The sequence below is a fragment of the Haloferax profundi genome, assembly GCF_001469865.1.
GTDB classification, from domain to species: Archaea; Halobacteriota; Halobacteria; order Halobacteriales; family Haloferacaceae; genus Haloferax; species Haloferax profundi.
Genome location: NZ_LOPV01000492.1, coordinates 1 through 19,038, shown reverse-complemented (window position 1 = coordinate 19,038; position 19,038 = coordinate 1). Strand labels below are relative to the sequence as shown.

The following is a 19,038-nucleotide window of genomic DNA, read 5'->3' as shown; positions in this document are numbered from 1 at the left end:
GTGAGCGCCCACGAACGATTGGCCGGTTTTAAATCGCGCTGTGACGACGTGCGCGTATGGACCGCGTAGCGATCATCGGTGCATCGATGACCCAGTTCGGGCAGCGCGATGCGTGGATTCGGGAGTTGCTCGCCGAGGCGGGGCAGAAAGCACTCACGGATGCCAACGTCTCGCCCGACGAAGTCGAGCACCTCTACGTCTCGAACATGGCGAGTGGTGAGTTCGAGGGCCAGACAGGGGTCCCGAACGCCCTCGCACACGACCTCGCGGCGATGCCCGCGTACACCGCCCGAATCGACCAAACGTCTTCGTCCGGCGGCGCAGGCGTCTACGCCGCGTGGCAGTCGGTCGCCTCCGGCGCGTCCGACATGACCATGCTCGTCGGCGGCGAGAAGATGACTCACCGCTCGACGGCGGAGGCGACGGACGTCATCGCCTCGCTGACCCACCCGGTCGAGTACAAACACGGCGTGACGCTCCCCTCGTTCGCGGGACTCACGGCCAGACTCTACCTCGACACGTACGACGCCCCGCGCGAGTCGCTGGGGAAAGTCGCCGTCAAGAACCACAAGAACGGCCTCGACAATCCGCACGCCCAGTTCCGCAAGGAAGTCGACCTCGAAACGGTGTTGGACTCGCCAATCGTCGCCGACCCGCTTCGACTCTACGACTTCTGTCCCATCACCGACGGGTCCGCAGCGCTCGTCTTCTGTCCAGAGTCGGTCGCCCGCGAGTACACCGACGACTACGTCGTCGTCTCCGGTATCGGCGGCGCGACGGATACTCACGTCGTCCACGAACGCGCCGACCCGACCACGATGGGCGGTGTCGTCAACTCCTCCGAAATCGCCTACGAGATGGCGGACCTCGAACCCGAAGACATCGACGTTGCGGAACTCCACGACATGTTCACCATCCTCGAATTCCTCCAGTCCGAAGACCTCGGGTTCTTCGAGAAAGGTGAAGGCTGGAAAGCCGTCGAAGAGGGCGTCACCGACCGCGACGGTGACCTCCCCATCAACACCTCGGGCGGTCTGAAGTCGAAGGGCCACCCCCTCGGCGCGTCCGGCGTCGCACAGGTGTACGAAATTTACAAGCAACTCATCGGTGACGCAGGGAAGCGACAGGTCGACGCCGACGTCGGCCTCGCGTGCAACGTCGGCGGGTTCGGCAACTGCGTGACCACGACCATCATGGAGTCCCGATAATGTCCGACGACAACCCCCCGATGGAAGCGTACCGCTACCCCGACGGAAGCATCACCTACCCCGGCCACCCGGTCGGCCCCGACGGCGAAGAACCGGTCGGCACCGTCGACCTGAGCGAGTACACAGCGACCGTCCTGACGTGGACCACCTCGACGGCGACGCCGCCGGGAGTTCGTGCACCCAACACGCTCGCCATCGTCGAGTTCGACGTGGACGGCGAACCCGTGCGCGCGATTGGGCAAGTCACGGACGACGACGACGTCGAAATCGGCGACGACGTCGAACCAGTCTACTGCGAGGAACTCCGCGAACCCGGCGCGGGAATCCGCGAACCGGCGAGTCAAGCGTGGGACGGCTACCAGTTTAGACCGGTCTGAGCGACGGTCTTCGCCGCGGACTCTTCTCCCGGCAAGAATGTTGATACTTCTACACGTTCTACGTCTCGTATGAACCGAACCCAGCAGGGTACGTTCGTCCGCGACGCAGTCGTCGCGACTGTGGTGCTTGCTGGACTGTACCTCCTCGGGTACGGCGTCCAGTTCCAACCCCTCCAGATTCCCACCTACCTGCTCGTCGTCGGATTCGACCTGATAGAACTCACATTCGGCTCCGCCGGTTCGAACTACGACTTGCTGTTCGCCGCGTACATCGTCGGCCTCGGCGTCGTCGGCGCGGCAGTCGCGCACGGCCTTCGTCTGTGGGTACGCGAGTCCGACCGCTCGCAGTGGCGACTCGGTGCGGCGGGGGCGATGGCTATCGTCGGCACTCTCTCGCTGCTGTTCGGCCTCAGAATTCTACTCGTGAGCACTCAGTGGACGCCCGTTCTCGTCACTGGCGCTGCCGGAATCGTCTCGTTAGCTCTCGCTGGATGGCTCTCTGGCCTTCTCCGGGTCGAACTCGGGGGGACTCAGTAGTCGCTCGGTTCCTCGTCGTCTTCGTCGTCGCCTTCGACTTCTCGCTTGATGGACTCTAACTCGGCTTCGACGTCTACCTGTGGGGTGTCGTCGCTCTCTCCGTCGGCGTCGTCGGCGACGTTCTCGGAGCCTTCTTCGGTCACGTCGATTCGGACTGGCCCCGAGTCGCGCCCTCGTGCGTCGCTTCGCTGCCGCCAACTCGACTCGAAGCGCCGTTCTTCGTCGCGCCAGTGGCGTTCACGAGACGTTCGTTCTCGCTCCGCGGCAGTGATTCGCGCGTCGAGTTCGTCGGCGAGTGAGCGAGCGTGCTCCATGATATCTCGGGCGTCCGAGTTCGACGGCAGGTCGGCCTCCGAGAGCGCCTTTCGGAGTTCGTCGAGGGCGCGTTCGACGCCGTAGACGGCAGTCCGAGGGACCTCGCGCACCCGCGCGTCGATGTCGCTGTCGGTGCGGCGGTCTTCCATCACTCGTCCGGGGTCCGAGAGACGAATGAGACGGCGGAGGAGTTCGAGCGAGGCGATGGTCGCTTCGAGGACGGCGATGATAGTCGGGAGGGTGTACGACTCGGTAAAGCGCATGACCTCGCCGAACGTCGGCGGGCGCGGATTCCGGAACCGGTCGCGAACCTCACGGTCACGTTCTTCGCGGAGTTCCGAACCGAGTTCGTCCAGCGTCTCCCCGAGTTCGTCGAGCACGTCGAGGATGTCGTCGTCCCGTCGTCGGTCGCTCATACGACACGATTGGGCCGCATCGGGGATAAGCCTTCGAGGGGTGGGGAGGGAGGATACTCAGGAGACTACCGACGCGGAACCGCACGGCGGTACTGCGGTGGCCACTCGGCGTCGACGCCGAGTTCGCCGGCGGCGTGGAGCGCGAAGTACGGGTCGCGGAGGTGTTCACGTCCGACGATTGCGAGGTCCGCCCGGCCGTTTCGGACGAGTTCGTCGGCGTGTCGGGCCGTCCGAATGCCGCCGACTGCGCCGACGGTGACGCCGGTCTCCTCGCGGATGAGTTCGGCGTACGGAACCTGATAGCCGGGGCCGGTACTCGGAATCTGCTGGTCGGGGTGGAGTCCGCCCGCACTCACGTCCACGAGGTCGACGCCGAGGTCGGCGAGGTCTGCGGACAGGCGGACTGACTGGTCGAGGTCCCACGAGTCGCGGTCGTCCAGCCAATCGGTCGCCGAGATACGGACGAACACGGGTTTGTCGTCGGGCCACACCTCGCGGACCGCTTCGGTCGCCTCGCGCACGATTCGCGTGCGGTTCTCGAACGACCCACCGTACTCGTCGTCGCGGTGGTTCGTCACGGGAGAGAGGAACTCGTGGAGGAGATACCCGTGTGCGGCGTGGACCTCGGCGATTTCGAACCCGGCGTCGAGGGCGCGCTCTGCTGCCGCGCGGAAGTCGTCGACGATGCCGCCGACCTCGTCGGTGGTCAGTTCGTGGAGTTCGGGTGCGTCACCGTCGTAGGGCCACGGCACGTCGCTCGGCGCGACGGGATTCCACCCACCGTCTTCGGGGAAGACGGGTTCACTCCCTTCCCACGGGCGCGACTTGCTCCCTTTCCGCCCCGCGTGTGCGAGTTGAATCGCCGGGATGCTGTCCATCGACTTCACGAACGACGCGATTCGTTCGAGTGCCTCGGCGTGTTCGTCGCTCCAGATGCCGAGGTCGTTCGGCGAGATGCGACCTTCCGGCGAGATTGCCGTCGCTTCGGTCATGACGATTCCAGCGCCGCCGACTGCTCGACTGCCGAGGTGGACGAGATGCCAGTCGTTAGCGAGGCCATCGGTCGACGAGTACTGGCACATCGGCGAGACCATGATACGGTTCGAAACTTCCGTCTCCCGCAGTGAGAGCGGACTAAAGAGCGAGTCGGTCATCGTCCCTCGTTGGTCATCGTGGGCAAAACCCCACTCGATTCCGGTGATGCGGGCCGGTTCTGGTGTGCCGCCCAACCGAAGAGGAGCGCCGTCAGTCGACCGACCCGACGAAGGCACGCTGTTCGTCGAGGACATCGCCGTCGAGCGTCCACACGAGGTCACGCTCGTCTCGGTTCAACGCCGCCGCGACGACGCCGTCGGGTCTGACGACCAGCGAGCGCCCGGCAAAGTCTGTCTCGTCTGCGCCCGGAACCGAACCGCTCCCGGTGCGACCTGCGCCAACCAGCCATCGAACCCCGTCGAGCGCACGGGCGCGACAGAGTAGTCGCCAGTTCTCTGAGTGGGCGGCGGGCCACGCGCCGACGACGAAGAGCGCATCGACGTGTTCGTCGGCCATGGCTGCACTGTCGCCAACGAAGTTCAGGTCGTAGCAAGTGAGGAGGCCGGCCTTCCCAGCCGGCGTGTCGACGGTCACGAGTTCGTCACCGGGCGTTACGACCGACGACTCGTCGCCCCAGAGGTGTCGCTTGCGATAGACGGTGGCCGTTCCATCGGTCCCGACGTAGGCAGCGGCGTTGTAGAGTGTGTCGCCGTCGCGTTCGAGGAATCCGGCGAGTACGTCGAACTCGTGGTCTGCGGCGACGGATTCGAGGAAATCAATCGCGTGGTCGCGCGTGACCGCGCCACTGAACGCGCGGTTGTCGGCGACGAACCCCGTCAGTGCGTACTCGGGGAAGACCGCGATGTCGACGCTGTCGGGCAGTTTCGCCGCGCGGTCGCTGATTGCGCCCTCGTTCTGTTCGACGTCGAGGTCCGAGAGAGACAGTTGCGGGATAGCGACGGTAGGACCAGTCACGACCCAAGAGACGGCGCCCGGGTGAAAAAATACCTCGGCATAGAGGCAACGTTCCGCGTCGCACCCCCACCGATGGGCGAAGCGAAGGGAAACGCTCTTTTTACACACGAACGCAGTTCCGGCATATGAGTGACGGGGACGACGATACGACGGAACTCTCACCCGAGAGCCTCGACGAACGCCTGAACGAGGCAACGGAGGCCCTCGAAGCGGCTGAAACCGAAGCCGACCTCGACGACGTCGAGGCGACGCTCGACGAGATAGAAGCGGACATCGAGGCCGCAGACCTGCCCGAGGCCGACGACGAGGACGAAGACGACCCTGCCGAGGAACTCTCCTCGCAGGTGTCCGACCTCCGCGACGACCTCGAATCGCAGCGTGGCCCCTACGCCGAAGACGCCATCGAGACGCTCGAAGAGGCGAAGTCCACCATCACGGACACGCGCTGGACCGAGCAGGGCGAAGGCGAAATCGTCGCCGCAGTCGAATCCTTCGCGGACGACTTCGGCGGCGTCCTCGACGCCAGCGTGTCGGTCGACGGCGACGACGAAGCGGCCCTCACGGCCGCCATCGACGAGGCTATCTCGGCCATCGAAGCGGCTGACCTCGACGCCGACGAGGACGCGGAGACCATCGCTGACCTCATCGAAGTCACCGACGGCCTGACCGACGGCCTCGACGACGCGCAAGAGTGGGACGACCTCGAAACGCGCGAGAAGCTCCAAGCACAGGGCTTCTACGACGTGCTCGGCCACTACAAAGACTACCCACCGGAACTCTCGGCGCTCAAGGAACACGAGAAGCGCGGCAACGTCGACATGATTGCGCTCGCGTTCGAGAGCTTCCAGTCCGGCTTCATGGAAGAGTACTGCATCGAGGCGTTCACGCGCATGAACGACCCGGCCGCGTACGATGCGGTCGAACCACAGGCCAAGCGCCGAAACAAGGGCGCTATCAAGGCCATCGGAAAGATGGGTGCCGAAGAAGGCGTCGAGATGCTCGTCGACTACGCCGACACCGACAGCGACCCGGCGCTCCAGAAGGTCGTGTTCAAAGCGCTCGGCGAAATCGGCTCCGAAGAGGCGACGCAACCGCTCGCGGACAAACTCGTCACGGAGAACGAGAACGTCCGTTCGGCCGCCGCGCGTGCCCTCGGTATCCTCGGTGACACGCGCGCCGTCGACCCACTCACGGACGTCTTAGCGGACGACGACGTGGACTCCGTGCGCGCGAGCGCCGCGTGGGCACTCCGCCAGATTGGCACCGAGACGGCCCTCGAAGCGGCCGCCGAGTACGTCGACGACCGGTCGTACATCGTCCAGCGCGAGGCCGAACTCGCTGCCGAGTTCCTCGGCGACGACGTCGAACCCGAAGCGACGGTCTGAACGCACAGACCCGTCACCTCCGCGCACGACTGTTCGACCGACTGTCTCGACTATCGACGGATTACACGCTCGCGAGCCCGATTAACGCAGTCGTAACAACGGGACGTCATCTCTCTGTCTTCGTCCCGCTGACAGTAAGGATTAACATACTGCTTAGCTAACTATCAGATTTCTGTCTTTAATTCGTGTCCAGCGAGCCTATTTTATTTCAAATATAACAATCCAACAAGGAATTGTAGGTCTCTCCTGAACACCACTCGGAACGTCACGCAGTCGTTCCGAGACGGGTGGCAGATGATGGTGCTAACTAACATGAGAACAAAGATTTCGCGGAGAACGGCGTTGAAGGCACTCGGCGCGAGCGGAGTGGTACTCGCCGGAGGAGCGACAGTGATATCGGGGCAGTCAGACGAGCAGTCGAGCGACGTCGGCGAACTGGAACTCGTCTACGAGTTCGAACCGCCCGAGGGCTCACCGCAAGAACCACCCTTCGGTCAGCTCCCGGAGAACGTCGCAATCGACCCGTTTGGGAACAAGTTCGTGAGTGTCCCATCACAGGTCCAGATTTGGAAGTTCGGGCCGGACGACGAACTGGTCGACCAACCGTTCGTCCAGTTCGATTCGACAGAAGAGTTCCTCGTCGGGCCGACTGGCGTCGAATTCGACCCGAACGGGAGACTGTACTCGGCGTTCGTGAGTGACCTCTCGACTTCGGAAGACGCCGAGACGAACGGCGTCTACGAAATCGACGAGGAAAACGGTGAGTACGAACTCTACGCAGAGATATCGAACGACGTCGAGGACTTCCCGACGTTCCCCAACGACATCGCGCTGCTCGAAAACTCGTTACTCGTCACCGATAGTTTCAGCGGCGTCATCTGGGAGGTCAAGAGAGGGAGGACAGAGGTGTGGGCCGGTGAGTTGTGGGACGGTGAGGACGACTTCCCGACTGGTCCACTCGCTCCACCGGCACCGACGGCCGACGGTCCTCAGTTCGGACCGAACGGACTCCAGTTCACCGAAGACAAACGAACTCTCTACGTCGCCAACACTTCGAAGGGGACGATTGTCGAGATTCCGGTGCTCGACGGAAGCGCACGTGAACCCGAAGTGTTCGTCGAGGGACTCGTCGCTCCGGACGGCCTCGCGATGGACGTCGACGAGAACCTCTACGTCGCAGACAACGGTGCCAATCAAATCCTTCGCATCTCACCGAACGGTGACGTCGAGGTGCTCGCAGAGAACGAGGGGATGGACGGTGGACAGGAGACGACCACGGAAGAGGAGACCACGACTGCAGAGGAAGGGACCACAACCGCGGAAGCAGGAACAACGACTGCAGAGGAAGGGACTACGACCGCAGAGGAAGGGACCACAACCGCGGAAGACGGGACCACGACCGCAGAGGAAGAGACCACGACCGCAGAGGAAGGGACCACAACCGCGGAAGCAGGAACCACGACCTCTGAAGACGAAACGACGACCGACGAAGCAGGGACCACGACCGCAGAAGAGGGGACTACGACCGCAGAAGATGGAACCACGACTACCGAACAAGGAGACGACCAGACCGAACCAGATAGCGAGGGCGGTGTCCCAATCCTCGACCAACCCGCAGACGTGACGTTCGGAACCACGGACGACCAGCGCGAGACGCTGTACATCGTCAACCTCGCGCTCAGCTCGCAGTTCGAAGAGCCCACCCCGAGCTTCGTGAAACTCGACGTTGGTATCGAGGGGCTTCGGGTCGAACGCTGACCATCCATCCAAACGAGGATACTCCACGTCCCTCCGAATTTTGTTCAAGTAACGGTACGCTACGTGGTCGAGTATGGAGACAATATAACGCCTAAATAATATTTTTCCCACGTGTCCTGCTTTGAGGACGACATCGCCCTGATGGGTCGGAATGTGAATCTCGAACCTCTTTGTCTCTCAGAAACGTTGTGATTCTCTTACGGCTTTCATAACAATCTACAAACACATCGTAGGTTTCGGTAGACGCCCCTCGTAGAGCCAGCGGGAGCGTGGCATCTCGGTGTGGGCGCACGAACAATGGAGAAATCAACATGACACAATTCGTTTCACGGAGAACGATGCTGAAGGCACTCGGTGCCGGTGGGATGATGCTCACCGGTGGCGTGTCGATGGCATCCGCAAAGTCACACAAGGAAGTAGGAACCGTCGAGGAGGTCTACAGTTTCGACACACCGTCCGAGTTACCTCCCTTCGGTGAACTCCCCGAGAACGTCGCCATCGACAAGCAAGGAAACAAGTACGTGAGTGTTTCGTCGCAGGGCCAGGTATGGAAATTCTCGCCAGGTAACGAACCCATCTCTGCCCCGTTAACCCAGTTTACCACCGGTGGTGCGTTCCTTGTCGGCCCGACTGGCCTCGAAGCCGACCCACAGGGGACAGTATACGTGTGTTTCGCGAGTGACTACGCGACGAACGGCGCAGACACGAACGGCGTCTGGGCCATCGACGAAGATGGTGAAAAAGAACTCTTTGCGGAAATTTCCACCGACACGCTGAGTTTCCCCAACGATATCGCGCTGTTCGGCGACTCCCTGCTCGTCACTGATAGCTTCACTGGTGTCGTCTGGCGAGTGTGGAAAGACACCACCCAACCATGGGCAGACCACCCACTTCTCAAGCCAGCGTTGGCACCTCCCCAGTCGCCCGGAACCCCTGGGTCGTTCGGGGCGAACGGAATCGCGCTCTCGAAAGACAAGAAAACGGTCTACGTCTCGAACAACGCGACGGGGGAAATCATCAAAATCCCAGTCAACGAGGACGGGAGTTCGGGAACCCCCACTACGTTCACGGGGGGCCTCATTGCCCCCGATGGGATCGCGTTGGACACCAAAGAAAACGTCTACGTCGCGGACAACGCCGGAAACCAAATCGTCTGTGTGTCGTCTGACGGGACCACGGAACCACTCGCCAGCGGGTCGCCACTCGACTTCCCGGCAGACGTGACGTTCGGTACCGCACGCGGCGAGCAGAAATCGCTGTTCATCGTCAACCTCGCGTTCTCGTCGAATCCCAACCCAGCACTGTTGAAACTCGACGTCGGCGTCCCGGGTCTCCCGATTCGTCGGTGAATCACCGAGTAGTGCGCTGACCACGCGCCGACGAACTTTTTGAACCAAGACGGAACCACCGCGGAGTCTGTTCCATCGGGTCGTCCTCGTCGCTACCGGACTCGCTATCATCGTGGCCGGGCCACTCGGCCAGTGGAATTAATCGACACATAGCACGAGCCGCCACTTCAACGCTCCATTCGAGACAGCTGCGCCGATATCTGACATTTAAACAGATTGTTGGTTTGTGTAACGTTACTTTACAGATGTATGACTTGTCCTGCACCAAATATAACAATTATGTAATAGGTAGTAGGCTTAAGTGAACGCCCATCGGGAGACGCGTCGGCAGCTATTTGCCCCGATTGGGGCGGGACAAGATGGTGGTGAACACAACATGACAACATTCGTATCTCGAAGAACGATGCTGAAGGCCGTGGGGGCAGGCGGGGTGGCACTCACCGCCGGTTGCCTCGCGTCCAGCGACGTACCGACGGCGGCAGCGACGCAGGCGGACGGGTCTGATGTCGGTGAGTTAGATGTACTGTACGAGTTCGCTCGACCGACTCCACAGATGACGTTCCCCGGCGAACTCCCAGAGAACGTCGCCATCGACACCGACGGCAACAAGTACGTGAGCATCGCCTCACTCGGGCACATCTGGAAGTTCGGACCAGACAACGAACTGCTCCAACCGAACGCAGTGGAGGGAATCCCGCCCTTCGCGACGTTCCAAGTCAGCGGAACCTTCCTCGTCGGAACAGTCGGTCTCGAAGTCGACTCGGACGGGACGGTGTACGTGTGCTTCGCCAGCGACTTCGACAAGCTTGAACAAGACCCTGGAGAGTCTGCGACGAACGGCATCTGGACCGTCAAAGAGGGAGAAGAACCGGAACTGTACGCAGCGATTACACCGCTCGCAGAAGGTGCGCTCACGTTCCCGAACGATCTTACTCTCTTCGGTGACTCCCTGCTCGTCACGGACAGCCTCAGTGGCGTGGTATGGCAAGTTCGAAGAGACGAGACATCGGTGTGGTCCGATAGCTCGCTCCTCGTGGGCGGTGAGGACTTAGGGGCCGACGGCATCCAGGTCTCGAAAGACGGGAAGACTGTCTACGTGACCAACATCGCTGCCGGAACGATTGTCGAGATTCCCGTCAACGAAGACGGGAGCGCGGGAGAGGCATCGGTGTTCGTCGACGGACTGGTCGGGCCAGATGGTCTCGCGATGGACGTCGACGAAAATCTGTACGTCGCGGACAACAGAGGCAATAGAATCGTCCGTGTCTCGCCGAGCGGTGACGTCGAAGTCCTCGCGGAGAACGACCAGGAGGACGACGGAGTGGAAGACGACACAGACCGCGACCGCGAACAAGAACAGGCTCAGGACCGCGGCCCAGACCAAGACGGTGAACCGGACCGCGACCAGGACCGCGACCAAGATTGCGACGTGGACGACGAACCCGTCCTCGACAACCCCGCTGACGTGACTTTCGGCACCACAGCGGACGAAGAAACGTCCGTGTTCATCGTCAACCTCGCGTTCTCTGACGACCCGAAGCCGAGCTTCATGAAACTCGACGTTGGTGTCGCAGGCCTCCCGGTCGAACGTTGAGCAGACAGCGAGAGCACACAGACGACCACTACGAACCTTTTTGAACCATCACGGGACCACCGCGGAGTGTGTTCCACCGGGTCGTCCTCGCCGTCATCGTGCTCGCAACCGTCGTCCCCGCACCGGTCGCGACTGCTATCGACCCGCCACCAGCGACGACAGCGTCGGACTCCGACGCTCGCATCCTCTCGGCACTGCCGGACCCGACGACGCCGGACGACCGTGGCGAATTCGTCGTCGTCCGTGCCTCCGAAGGGACCACTCTCGTCCTCGACGATGGCGAGCAACAGGTCTCGTTCGTCGCTCCCGGTGGCCCCATCGCTGTCACGTCGAACCCCGCAGCGACGGCTACCCTCACAGACTATCCGACCGTCGCTCCCGGCCTCGCCCTCGCGAACGGCGGTGAGACCGTGACGCTCAGCGTGGACGGACGTGTCGTCGACCGACTCGTATACGACCGGAGTCGAGAGGGCGAACGACTCGAACGGCGTGATGGACCTACGGGCGCGTGGGAGTGGTGGCCGCGAACGCTTCCCCGGCGGAACGTCACGACGCACGGCCCAGCCGAGTCGACTCTGTTCGTCCTTCCCGACTCGCCGACCGTCCCAGTAGAGACGCTCCGTGGTGCCGACGGGCGAATCCTGCTCGCTGGCTACGTCGTCTCCTCTCCCCGTATCGCCGACGAACTCGTCGCGGCCCACGAGCGAGGCGTTCGCGTCAGAGTGCTCGTAGACGACGCGCCCGTAGGGGGCTTTCCACGCACGTCCGCCCGTGTCCTCGACAGACTCGCGATGGCAGGCATCACCGTCCGCGTCGTCGGCGACCCGTACTCGTTTCACCACGCGAAGTACGCCGTCGTCGACGACGAGGCACTCGTCACCACAGAGAACTGGAAACCGTCCGGCACAGGCGGTCGAAAGAGTCGTGGATGGGGCGTCGTCGTCCACTCACCTGCCGTCGCTACCGACCTCGCGACGACGTTCGCGAACGATTCGAACCTGCCTGCGACCCAGTCGTGGGAGACGTATCGAACTGGCCGCCAGTTCGTCGTCACCGACGTGGCCAACGGGTCGTATCCGGCACACGTCGTACCAACGACAATCGATGTCGACCGCATCTCGGTCATCCACGCGCCCGACAACGCAGAGCAGGCAGTCGTCACGCGACTGGACGGTGCAGACCGCCGAATCGACGTGATACAACCGAGTGTCGAAGCCGACGGACCGTTCGTCGTCGCCCTCAAACGAGCAGCGAAACGAGGCGTCCGCGTCCGATTGCTCCTCGGGAGTGCGTGGTACGTCGACGACGAGAACCGGGAACTCGCGGACCGATTGAACCGCTGGGCCGACCGAACCGGCCACCCGTTGTCGGTTCGACTCGCACGTCCTGCCGGGCGATACGGCGCGGTTCACGCGAAGGGCGTCGTCGCCGACGACACGGTCATCGTCGGGAGTCTCAACTGGAATCGACACTCGGCGCGGGAGAACCGTGAGGTCGCTGTCGTGCTCTCCGACCCCGCGGCGGCGACCTACTACCGCGACGTGTTCGAGACAGACTGGACCGCGAGTCGGCGAGGGGCACGGCCGACGCTGGTCGGTGCGGCGGCGGTGGCCATCCTCGTCGCACTGGCGGCGCTCAGGCGAGTGGAGTTCGAAGAATGAGACGGCGGTCGGTCTCGCGTCGGCTTACGCCGTCGTCGAGAGTTCTTCGTCGATGTCGGCTTCTGCCATCTTCTCGACGAGTGTGTCGATGACTTCCTCGCGCATGCCGCTGACGAACTTGATGGACCCGACGACGAGGTGGCCGCCACCGGAGACGCCACCGCCGACGACTTCCTCGTTCAGTTCGGCGACCATCCGTGGGATGTCGAGGCGGACGCCGTCAGAGCGGAGGACGGCGAAGTCCGGACCGTAGCCGATGGTGATGACCGGTTCGCCAGTCTCGGTGACCTTCTTGTCGTGAAGTTTCCCCGTGGTCTTCCCCGGTGCGGGGTAGGTAAAGCGGTGGGCCCACTTGTCGAGGTCGATGCGGTAGAGGTTAGCACCGCTGTCGAGGCGTTCGTGTTCGAGGTGTGGTTCGGCCGCTTCGAGTTGGCGCTCGACGTCGCGTTCGGCACGCGACGAGAGGAACTCGACGAGTTCACGGTGCCGTCCTTCGTCGTCGCAGCCGACGTTGAGCACGTCGTTGACGATGGACGCACCGTCGTTGTACCGAAGCCAGTGTGCGGCGTAGTCGAGTGCCTCACCGACGTCGAGGAGTTCGTCGCGGTCGTAGCCTTCCGCTTCGGCCAGCGCGATGTAGTCGTCCATGACCTCGGCCTTCGAGCGGTCCGAGAGACCCGCGACGGCGGGGACGTGACGCAGTTCGTCGGTCACGTCGGGGTGAATCATCCGCGCGAGTTCGACACACATCATACCCGTCGTGATGCGGTAGTCCTCGTCGTGGAGGTACGGGTTGACGTGTGCGTCGAGGAGTGGGTTGACTGCCTCGGGGTCCGGATGGTGGTGGTCGACGACGGCGATGGGCACGTCGTAGTGCGCGAGGTTCTCGTAGGCGGGCACGTCCTCTTCGGTCGACCCGTTGTCGAGCATCAAGAGGAAGGGAAGACGCTGACCGTGGCGGGCGCGGCCTTCGAGTGCGAAGTTCAGGTCGCGCGTCACGTCTTCCATCTCGTAGAACGGTGCCTTGCTCGGCAGGCGCTTGAACAGGTGTCGCGGCGCGTCGGCGTCGTCGTGGACCTCGGTGATGAGTCGTTCGAGCGCCAGTTGGACCGGAACGGACGCACACATGCCGTCACCGTCGGCGTGGTGGCGGACGCGAATCGGGCGGCCTTCGAGGACCGTGCGGCGCAGAAGTCGGGCCACGTCTTCGAGGTCCGAACGGAGCTTTTCGAACGCTGGCCACTCGACGAGTGGGTCGACGTCTTCGGGTTCGGCGCGTTCGTCGAACGCGGCGTCGATTCGCTCTCGTGCCTCGGTCGCCGCCTCGTCTTCGAGGACGGAGAGACCATCCACTTCGAGTTGGCGCGTCCCTTCGTGGTCCTCGACAGTCCCGCTCATGCGGATGACGTCGTCGAGTTCGACGTGGGGGAACGCGCGGACACCGGCCTCTTCGAAGGCGGCGGCGGCGACGATTCCCGAGTCGTCGGCGATGCGGAAGACAGTGGGACCACCCGTCTGCTTGATCTGGGCGACGACGCCTTCGATGGTGACCGTCTCACCGACCGTGATGTCGGCGATAGGCGTGATGGTCGGTTCGTGGTCGACCGTCAGCGTCCGGTAGTTGTCCGGCGTATCTTCGACGAACGCGATGTCGCCGTTCTCGCGGACTTCGTCGAGGCGGACGACGAGACGGTCGCCGACCTCGTAGTCCGTCGAGAGGTTCGACTCGTGGATGAGACCAGAGACAGAGTCGGAGATGTCGACGAAGATGCCGTACTCCACGACGCCGTTGACGACGGCGTGGTAGTGTGCGTCGGTTTCGGTGTCTTCGACGGTACAGTTCGGTGCAAGATCGTAGACGATAGGTCGTGAGTCCGAATTCGGACCCGAGTCGGCGCCGGAATCCCCGGCGTGCTCGTCGCTCATAGTCTGGCTAGGTCGGGGGTTGGTGTTAAGCTTTACAAAAGCGTCTCGTGAGCGGCTCGGACTCGCTGGGGGTCTCAGTATCCAATGGCGTCCAACGCCTCCCGAACCTCGGGGACGTACGCCGACCCGAACACGCGAACGTGTTCGAGAAGGGGAAAGAGCGCGTAGACGGGTGAGCGCTGCTCGAAGAACCCGGCGTCGATTCCGCGCCGTTCGTCGTACGCGTCGAAGAACGCGTCACCGACCCCGTCGAACCAGTCGACGTACGCGAGTTCGACCTCTGGGTGCGCGTAGTAACACGCCGGGTCCAAGAACGCGACGACGCGGCCATCTTCGACGCGAAGGTTGGCCTCCCAGACGTCGCCGTGGACGAGTCGCGGTGCCGTCGGTTCCGTGACGAGGATGTCGAGGTCCGAGGCGACGGCCTCGATTCGCTCAGCGGTCGACGCCGGGAGGCCCGCATCGACTGCCGCGTCGGTCCACGGGAGGAGACGCTGGTCGCGGAAGAACTCGACCCAGGAGTCGGTCCACGGGTTCGGTTGCCGATACGGCCCCGAGAGGGTGTCGTACGGAAACCCGAACGCCGGTGCCGTCGTCTCGTGAAGTGAGGCGAGGTGAGTGGCGAGGTCACGTTCGGCCCGTTCGTCGAGTGTAGACTCGCCGTCGACGTACTCGAGGACGAGGAAGTCCGGGTCTGCAGCGTACACGCGCGGAACGGGGAGGCCGGTCTGGCGGAGTGCGTCGAGCATCGCGGCTTCGACGTCGAGTGGTGTGTCGCCGACTTTGACGACGAGGGGCCGCCAGTTCGGGACGTCGAGTCGATAGACACGCCCGACGTGGCCGCCGTCGAGTTCTGACGACGAGATACCGTCTGCATCCGTCCCGAGCGCGCGTGCCACGCGCTCGATGATAGCTCCTGAAAGCGTCACGTCGGTGAACTGTCGGCCGCGAGAACCTCAGTATGACGGTTCGGTCGCCGCACGACCATCGGGCGTTCCGGAACCCTTAGATGGAGCGCCCGCGGACGAATCGGTATGCGACTCTTCCGGTCGCGGGAGGTCATCGGAATCGCCGCCGAGGCCCTCGACTTCGCGCTCGAAGCAGCAGCGGAGACACATCCGAACGAGTACATGGGACTGCTCCGCGGCGAGGACGCCCAGCAACTCGGCCTCGACCGCGACGGTCTTCTCGTGACGGACGTGCTGATAATCCCCGGGACCGTCTCGGACCCGTTTAGTGCGACCATCAAGACCAACTTCGTGCCGAACGACTTCCGGGCCGTCGGGTCGATTCACTCGCATCCGAACGGCGTTCTCCGCCCGAGCGACGCGGACCTCGACACCTTCGGGAGTGGAACCGCACACATCATCATGGGCCATCCGTACGGCCCGAACGACTGGAAGACGTTCGACCAGTCCGGCGACCCGCGCGACCTGCCGGTCTACAACGTGGACCTGCCGGACCCAGAATCGTTCTTCGACTTCACACAGGAAGACATCGACGAGGAGTTAGACCGATGAGACGAGTTATTGCACAGGGAACGTTCGACATCCTCCACCCCGGCCACGTTCACTACCTGTCGGACGCGAAAGCGATGGGCGACGAACTCCACGTCATCATCGCGCGCAGAGAGAACGTGACGCACAAGCCGAAACCGATTCTCGGCGACCGACAGCGCCGCGACATGGTCGCCGCTCTCGACGTCGTGGACGAAGCGCACCTCGGCCACCCCGACGACATCTTCGTCCCTATCGAGGAGATAGCCCCCAGCGTCATCGTCCTCGGGTACGACCAACACCACGACGAGGAAGCACTCGAAGCCGCCCTCGCCGAACGTGGCATCGACTGCGAAGTCGCCCGCGCGACGCCCCGTGACCCGTCGTCCGACGACGAAGTCCTCTCGACGGGGCGCATCATCGACCGTATCGTCGAACGACGCTGCTGACACCGTTTTCGTTCGGCGCGTCGCGACTCCGCGAGTTATACGTCAGTTCAGTCGACCGCTCGGCGAGTGACAGCGACACCACTCACCGGACAGAGAAGGTGGAAAAAACGAGCGGGTTACTCGCTGGACTGCTGCTCGTCGAGCCAGTTTTGGTACTCTTCTTCGGAGACGACTTCGACGGTGAAGTACATCTGCGAGTGAGCGACACCACAGTACTCAGTACAGTAGCCCTGATAGGTGCCTTCCTCGTTGGCGACGGTCCGAATCGTGTTCGTCGAACCGGGCATCGCGTCCTGCTTGAGCGCGAGTTCCGGGACGTGGAAGCCGTGTATCACGTCAGTCGCCGTCACCTGGAAGTAGACAGGCCGGTCTTTCGGGATGACGATTTCGTTGCCCGTAGTGAAGTTACCCTCTTCGGGGTAGTACATGTTCCAGCCCCACTGGTAGGCTTCTGCCGTGACGACGACCGGGTCTTCGGCCGCGTCGATCTCGTTACCCTGGTAGGTGACGTCCTCGTTTGCCAGCACACCGTAGGAGGCGACGCCGACGAACAGCAGGATGATGGCGGTGGCGATGGTCCACGTGATTTCGAGTCGGCGGTTCTCCTTGGTCGGCAGTGCGCGCTCGCTGTTGCGGAACTTGATGACCGTGTAGAGGAGGATGACCTCGACCAGCACGGTAATCGGGATAGCGACGTACAGAAGCTTCCCGTTCAGTTGGTTGATGAGCTCCGACGTTGTGGACGCCTGCGCCGCGGCGGGGGTGGCAACGAGTGCCATCACGACCGCTGCAAGCAGGGACGCGAGCGCGAAGCGCGTCTTTCTCATGCTGATCGGGAGTTAGGAACAACCGCATAAATGCGTACCGACTCTCACGCCGTCGTTTATCAACGGCCGCCCCACATATGGCGGGAGGCTACGGTCACCACGCGGAGTAAAAAGCGGGGGTCCTAAATACGGGACGGCCTAATCGCCCCGTAGGTGAATATCGTGGCCACGACGCGCGCTTCGAACACGTTCCACGGCCTCCTCGCTGCGACGGCGATGGGAGTCTACGTGCTACTTCTCGTCGGCGCGACGACGGCGCTCACTGATGCGGCAGCCGCGTGTACTGCGTGGCCCGCGTGTGGCGATGGGCTCACACTTCCATCGACGATGGACGGGTGGGTCGCGTTCGGCCACCGCATCGCCGCCGTCCTCGTCGGTCTCTTGGCACTCGTGACGCTCGTCTCGGCGTGGCGCTCTGACGCGTCCCGCCGGGTGAAAGCCACAGTGACCGCATCGGCAGCGCTCTACCCGGTACAGGCGGGACTGGGTGCAGTCGTCGCAACCGTCGGCGCAAGTGCATCGCTCTCGACACTCCACCTCGTGGTAGGGATGGCCATCTTCGGTGGCCTCCTCGTCGCGCTGGCGTGGACACTCGAAGAAGTAACTGGTGACCCGACCGACAAACCGGTCGACGCACCGTCACGGGACCTCCCACCGGCAGAAGAACAGGAACGGCCGGCAGTCCCGACCGAACCTGTCGCTCGAGCGAAGGCGACGGCGTGGGCGTACTTCCGTCTGATGAAGCCACGTCTGATGTGGCTCCTGTGTCTCGTCGCCTCGGCGGCGATGACGCTCGCCGCAACCGTCTCGTCCGGCCTCTCGACGTACACGCTCCTCGCGACACTCGGCGGTGGCGTCCTCTCTATCGGTGCCTCGGGGACGTTCAACCACGTCCTCGAACGCGACGTGGACCGCCGGATGCAACGGACGAGCGACCGACCACTCGCGGTGGACCTCGTCCCCGTCCGCAACGCAATCGCGTTCGGCGTCGTCCTCGCACTCGCGTCGGTAGCGCTCTTCGCGAGCGTGAATTGGCTCGCCGCCGTCCTCGGCCTCGTCGCAATCGCGTTCTACAGCGTCGTCTACACGCTCATCCTGAAGCCGAACACCGTCCAGAACACGGTCATCGGCGGCGCGGCGGGCGCGCTCCCGGCACTCATCGGATGGGTCGCGGTGACCGGCGAAATCGGCCTCGGTGGCATCGTCCTCGCCATCGTCATCTTCCTGTGGACGCCGGCGCACTTCTACAACCTCGCGCTCGCGTACAAGGACGACTACGCCCGTGGTGGCTTCCCGATGATGCCCGTCGTCCGCGGTGAGACCGAGACGCGAAAACACATCGTCTGGTGGCTCGGTGCCACCCTCATCGCCGCCGCCGGCCTCGCCGTCATGGACGCACTGGGTGTCGTCTACTTCCTGACGAGCGTCGTCTTCGGTGGCGCGTTCCTCTACTTCGTCGTGCGCTTGCACTACGAACGCGACGACACGGCAGCGTTCCGCGCATTCCACGCCTCGAACGCGTACCTCGGGATGTTGCTCCTCGCCATCGTCGTCGACACCCTCGCCCTCTGAACATGGCAACCGCAACCGCCCTCCCCCGTCCGTCCCGGTCCAGCCTCCTCCGCGCAGCGTTCGCCGTGAACACGACGCTGATTCTGGCGTTCGCCTACCTGTTGTTCACCGACGCGAGCGTCGGCGCACCCCGGTACGCCGTCTACGGCGTCACGTGG

At 63.3% G+C, this 19,038-nt stretch carries 18 protein-coding genes; 12 read left to right on the top strand and 6 right to left on the bottom strand.

Annotation, left to right across the window (positions count from 1 at the left end; genetic code table 11):
- Positions 1 to 56 precede the first annotated feature (56 nt).
- From AUR66_RS15920 to AUR66_RS15910, 3 genes are all read left to right on the top strand, one after another.
- The gene (locus AUR66_RS15920; RefSeq protein WP_058573231.1) at positions 57 to 1,208 is read left to right on the top strand and encodes a thiolase domain-containing protein; all 1,152 of its coding nucleotides are present in this window, start codon (positions 57 to 59) and stop codon (positions 1,206 to 1,208) included.
- Positions 1,208 to 1,585 carry an OB-fold domain-containing protein gene (locus AUR66_RS15915; protein ID WP_058573230.1) on the top strand — a complete coding sequence of 126 codons (378 nt, stop codon included), beginning with the start codon at positions 1,208 to 1,210 and terminating at the stop codon, positions 1,583 to 1,585. Before AUR66_RS15920 ends, AUR66_RS15915 begins: the two co-directional genes overlap by 1 nt.
- 69 nt (positions 1,586 to 1,654) lie before the next feature.
- The gene (locus AUR66_RS15910) at positions 1,655 to 2,122 is read left to right on the top strand and encodes a hypothetical protein (protein ID WP_058573229.1); all 468 of its coding nucleotides are present in this window, start codon (positions 1,655 to 1,657) and stop codon (positions 2,120 to 2,122) included.
- On the opposite strand, the gene AUR66_RS15905 is transcribed toward AUR66_RS15910, so the two are convergent.
- The 3 genes from AUR66_RS15905 to AUR66_RS15895 form a co-directional block, all read right to left on the bottom strand.
- The gene (locus AUR66_RS15905) at positions 2,116 to 2,853 is read right to left on the bottom strand and encodes a DUF7547 family protein (RefSeq protein WP_058573228.1); all 738 of its coding nucleotides are present in this window, start codon (positions 2,851 to 2,853) and stop codon (positions 2,116 to 2,118) included. The two genes, AUR66_RS15910 and AUR66_RS15905, sit on opposite strands and share 7 nt — an antisense overlap.
- 65 nt (positions 2,854 to 2,918) lie before the next feature.
- The gene (locus tag AUR66_RS15900) at positions 2,919 to 4,007 is read right to left on the bottom strand and encodes an NADH:flavin oxidoreductase/NADH oxidase (RefSeq protein WP_058573227.1); all 1,089 of its coding nucleotides are present in this window, start codon (positions 4,005 to 4,007) and stop codon (positions 2,919 to 2,921) included.
- A gap of 91 nt (positions 4,008 to 4,098) precedes the next feature.
- On the bottom strand, positions 4,099 to 4,863 hold the full coding sequence (locus tag AUR66_RS15895) for a carbon-nitrogen hydrolase family protein (RefSeq protein ID WP_058573226.1): 765 nt from the start codon (positions 4,861 to 4,863) through the stop codon (positions 4,099 to 4,101).
- 125 nt (positions 4,864 to 4,988) lie between these two features.
- Between AUR66_RS15895 and AUR66_RS15890 the strand changes: the two genes are divergently transcribed.
- The 5 genes from AUR66_RS15890 (at position 4,989) to AUR66_RS15870 (ending at position 12,610) form a co-directional block, all read left to right on the top strand.
- Complete coding sequence (locus AUR66_RS15890) at positions 4,989 to 6,248, top strand: HEAT repeat domain-containing protein (RefSeq protein WP_058573225.1); 1,260 nt, start codon at positions 4,989 to 4,991, stop codon at positions 6,246 to 6,248.
- 390 nt (positions 6,249 to 6,638) lie between these two features.
- The gene (locus AUR66_RS15885; RefSeq protein WP_197409819.1) at positions 6,639 to 8,006 is read left to right on the top strand and encodes an SMP-30/gluconolactonase/LRE family protein; all 1,368 of its coding nucleotides are present in this window, start codon (positions 6,639 to 6,641) and stop codon (positions 8,004 to 8,006) included.
- A 311-nt stretch (positions 8,007 to 8,317) separates the two neighbouring features.
- Positions 8,318 to 9,355, top strand: coding sequence for an SMP-30/gluconolactonase/LRE family protein (locus AUR66_RS15880; RefSeq protein ID WP_082682244.1), 1,038 nt, complete (start codon positions 8,318 to 8,320; stop codon positions 9,353 to 9,355).
- A 376-nt stretch (positions 9,356 to 9,731) separates the two neighbouring features.
- Positions 9,732 to 10,949 carry an SMP-30/gluconolactonase/LRE family protein gene (locus AUR66_RS15875; RefSeq protein WP_082682243.1) on the top strand — a complete coding sequence of 406 codons (1,218 nt, stop codon included), beginning with the start codon at positions 9,732 to 9,734 and terminating at the stop codon, positions 10,947 to 10,949.
- A 68-nt stretch (positions 10,950 to 11,017) separates the two neighbouring features.
- Positions 11,018 to 12,610 carry a phospholipase D-like domain-containing protein gene (locus tag AUR66_RS15870; RefSeq protein WP_058573221.1) on the top strand — a complete coding sequence of 531 codons (1,593 nt, stop codon included), beginning with the start codon at positions 11,018 to 11,020 and terminating at the stop codon, positions 12,608 to 12,610.
- Between the two features lie 24 nt (positions 12,611 to 12,634).
- Here AUR66_RS15870 and AUR66_RS15865 read toward each other — a convergent pair whose 3' ends face one another.
- Both AUR66_RS15865 and AUR66_RS15860 read right to left on the bottom strand, forming a co-directional pair.
- On the bottom strand, positions 12,635 to 14,536 hold the full coding sequence (locus tag AUR66_RS15865) for a DHH family phosphoesterase (protein ID WP_058573220.1): 1,902 nt from the start codon (positions 14,534 to 14,536) through the stop codon (positions 12,635 to 12,637).
- Between the two features lie 74 nt (positions 14,537 to 14,610).
- Positions 14,611 to 15,465 (bottom strand): fructosamine kinase family protein, encoded by an 855-nt coding sequence (locus AUR66_RS15860; protein WP_058573219.1) that lies wholly within the window; start codon positions 15,463 to 15,465, stop codon positions 14,611 to 14,613.
- Positions 15,466 to 15,570: 105 nt separating this feature from the next.
- On the opposite strand from AUR66_RS15860, the gene AUR66_RS15855 reads away from it, so the two are divergent.
- Together AUR66_RS15855 and AUR66_RS15850 are read left to right on the top strand one after the other, a co-directional pair.
- Positions 15,571 to 16,056 (top strand): Mov34/MPN/PAD-1 family protein, encoded by a 486-nt coding sequence (locus AUR66_RS15855; RefSeq protein WP_058573218.1) that lies wholly within the window; start codon positions 15,571 to 15,573, stop codon positions 16,054 to 16,056.
- Positions 16,053 to 16,481 carry an adenylyltransferase/cytidyltransferase family protein gene (locus tag AUR66_RS15850; protein WP_058573217.1) on the top strand — a complete coding sequence of 143 codons (429 nt, stop codon included), beginning with the start codon at positions 16,053 to 16,055 and terminating at the stop codon, positions 16,479 to 16,481. Before AUR66_RS15855 ends, AUR66_RS15850 begins: the two co-directional genes overlap by 4 nt.
- A 116-nt stretch (positions 16,482 to 16,597) precedes the next feature.
- Here AUR66_RS15850 and coxB read toward each other — a convergent pair whose 3' ends face one another.
- The gene (gene coxB / locus AUR66_RS15845) at positions 16,598 to 17,308 is read right to left on the bottom strand and encodes a cytochrome c oxidase subunit II (protein WP_058573216.1); all 711 of its coding nucleotides are present in this window, start codon (positions 17,306 to 17,308) and stop codon (positions 16,598 to 16,600) included.
- Between the two features lie 162 nt (positions 17,309 to 17,470).
- Between coxB and AUR66_RS15840 the strand changes: the two genes are divergently transcribed.
- Positions 17,471 to 18,880 (top strand): heme o synthase, encoded by a 1,410-nt coding sequence (locus AUR66_RS15840; protein ID WP_058573232.1) that lies wholly within the window; start codon positions 17,471 to 17,473, stop codon positions 18,878 to 18,880.
- Between the two features lie 2 nt (positions 18,881 to 18,882).
- Positions 18,883 to 19,038 (top strand): DUF7546 family protein (locus AUR66_RS23370; RefSeq protein ID WP_449271644.1); only part of this gene is annotated, 156 nt, incomplete at its 3' end.

What these genes read in the sequence shown, in the direction of transcription:
- AUR66_RS15920 (WP_058573231.1), top strand. Translation starts at nt 57, where the DNA reads ATGGACCGCGTAGCGATCATCGGTGCATCGATGACCCAGTTCGGGCAG.
- AUR66_RS15915 (WP_058573230.1), top strand. Translation starts at nt 1,208, where the DNA reads ATGTCCGACGACAACCCCCCGATGGAAGCGTACCGCTACCCCGACGGA.
- AUR66_RS15910 (WP_058573229.1), top strand. Translation starts at nt 1,655, where the DNA reads ATGAACCGAACCCAGCAGGGTACGTTCGTCCGCGACGCAGTCGTCGCG.
- AUR66_RS15905 (WP_058573228.1), bottom strand. Translation starts at nt 2,853, where the DNA reads ATGAGCGACCGACGACGGGACGACGACATCCTCGACGTGCTCGACGAA.
- AUR66_RS15900 (WP_058573227.1), bottom strand. Translation starts at nt 4,007, where the DNA reads ATGACCGACTCGCTCTTTAGTCCGCTCTCACTGCGGGAGACGGAAGTT.
- AUR66_RS15890 (WP_058573225.1), top strand. Translation starts at nt 4,989, where the DNA reads ATGAGTGACGGGGACGACGATACGACGGAACTCTCACCCGAGAGCCTC.
- AUR66_RS15880 (WP_082682244.1), top strand. Translation starts at nt 8,318, where the DNA reads ATGACACAATTCGTTTCACGGAGAACGATGCTGAAGGCACTCGGTGCC.
- AUR66_RS15875 (WP_082682243.1), top strand. Translation starts at nt 9,732, where the DNA reads ATGACAACATTCGTATCTCGAAGAACGATGCTGAAGGCCGTGGGGGCA.
- AUR66_RS15865 (WP_058573220.1), bottom strand. Translation starts at nt 14,536, where the DNA reads ATGAGCGACGAGCACGCCGGGGATTCCGGCGCCGACTCGGGTCCGAAT.
- AUR66_RS15855 (WP_058573218.1), top strand. Translation starts at nt 15,571, where the DNA reads ATGCGACTCTTCCGGTCGCGGGAGGTCATCGGAATCGCCGCCGAGGCC.
- AUR66_RS15850 (WP_058573217.1), top strand. Translation starts at nt 16,053, where the DNA reads ATGAGACGAGTTATTGCACAGGGAACGTTCGACATCCTCCACCCCGGC.
- coxB (WP_058573216.1), bottom strand. Translation starts at nt 17,308, where the DNA reads ATGAGAAAGACGCGCTTCGCGCTCGCGTCCCTGCTTGCAGCGGTCGTG.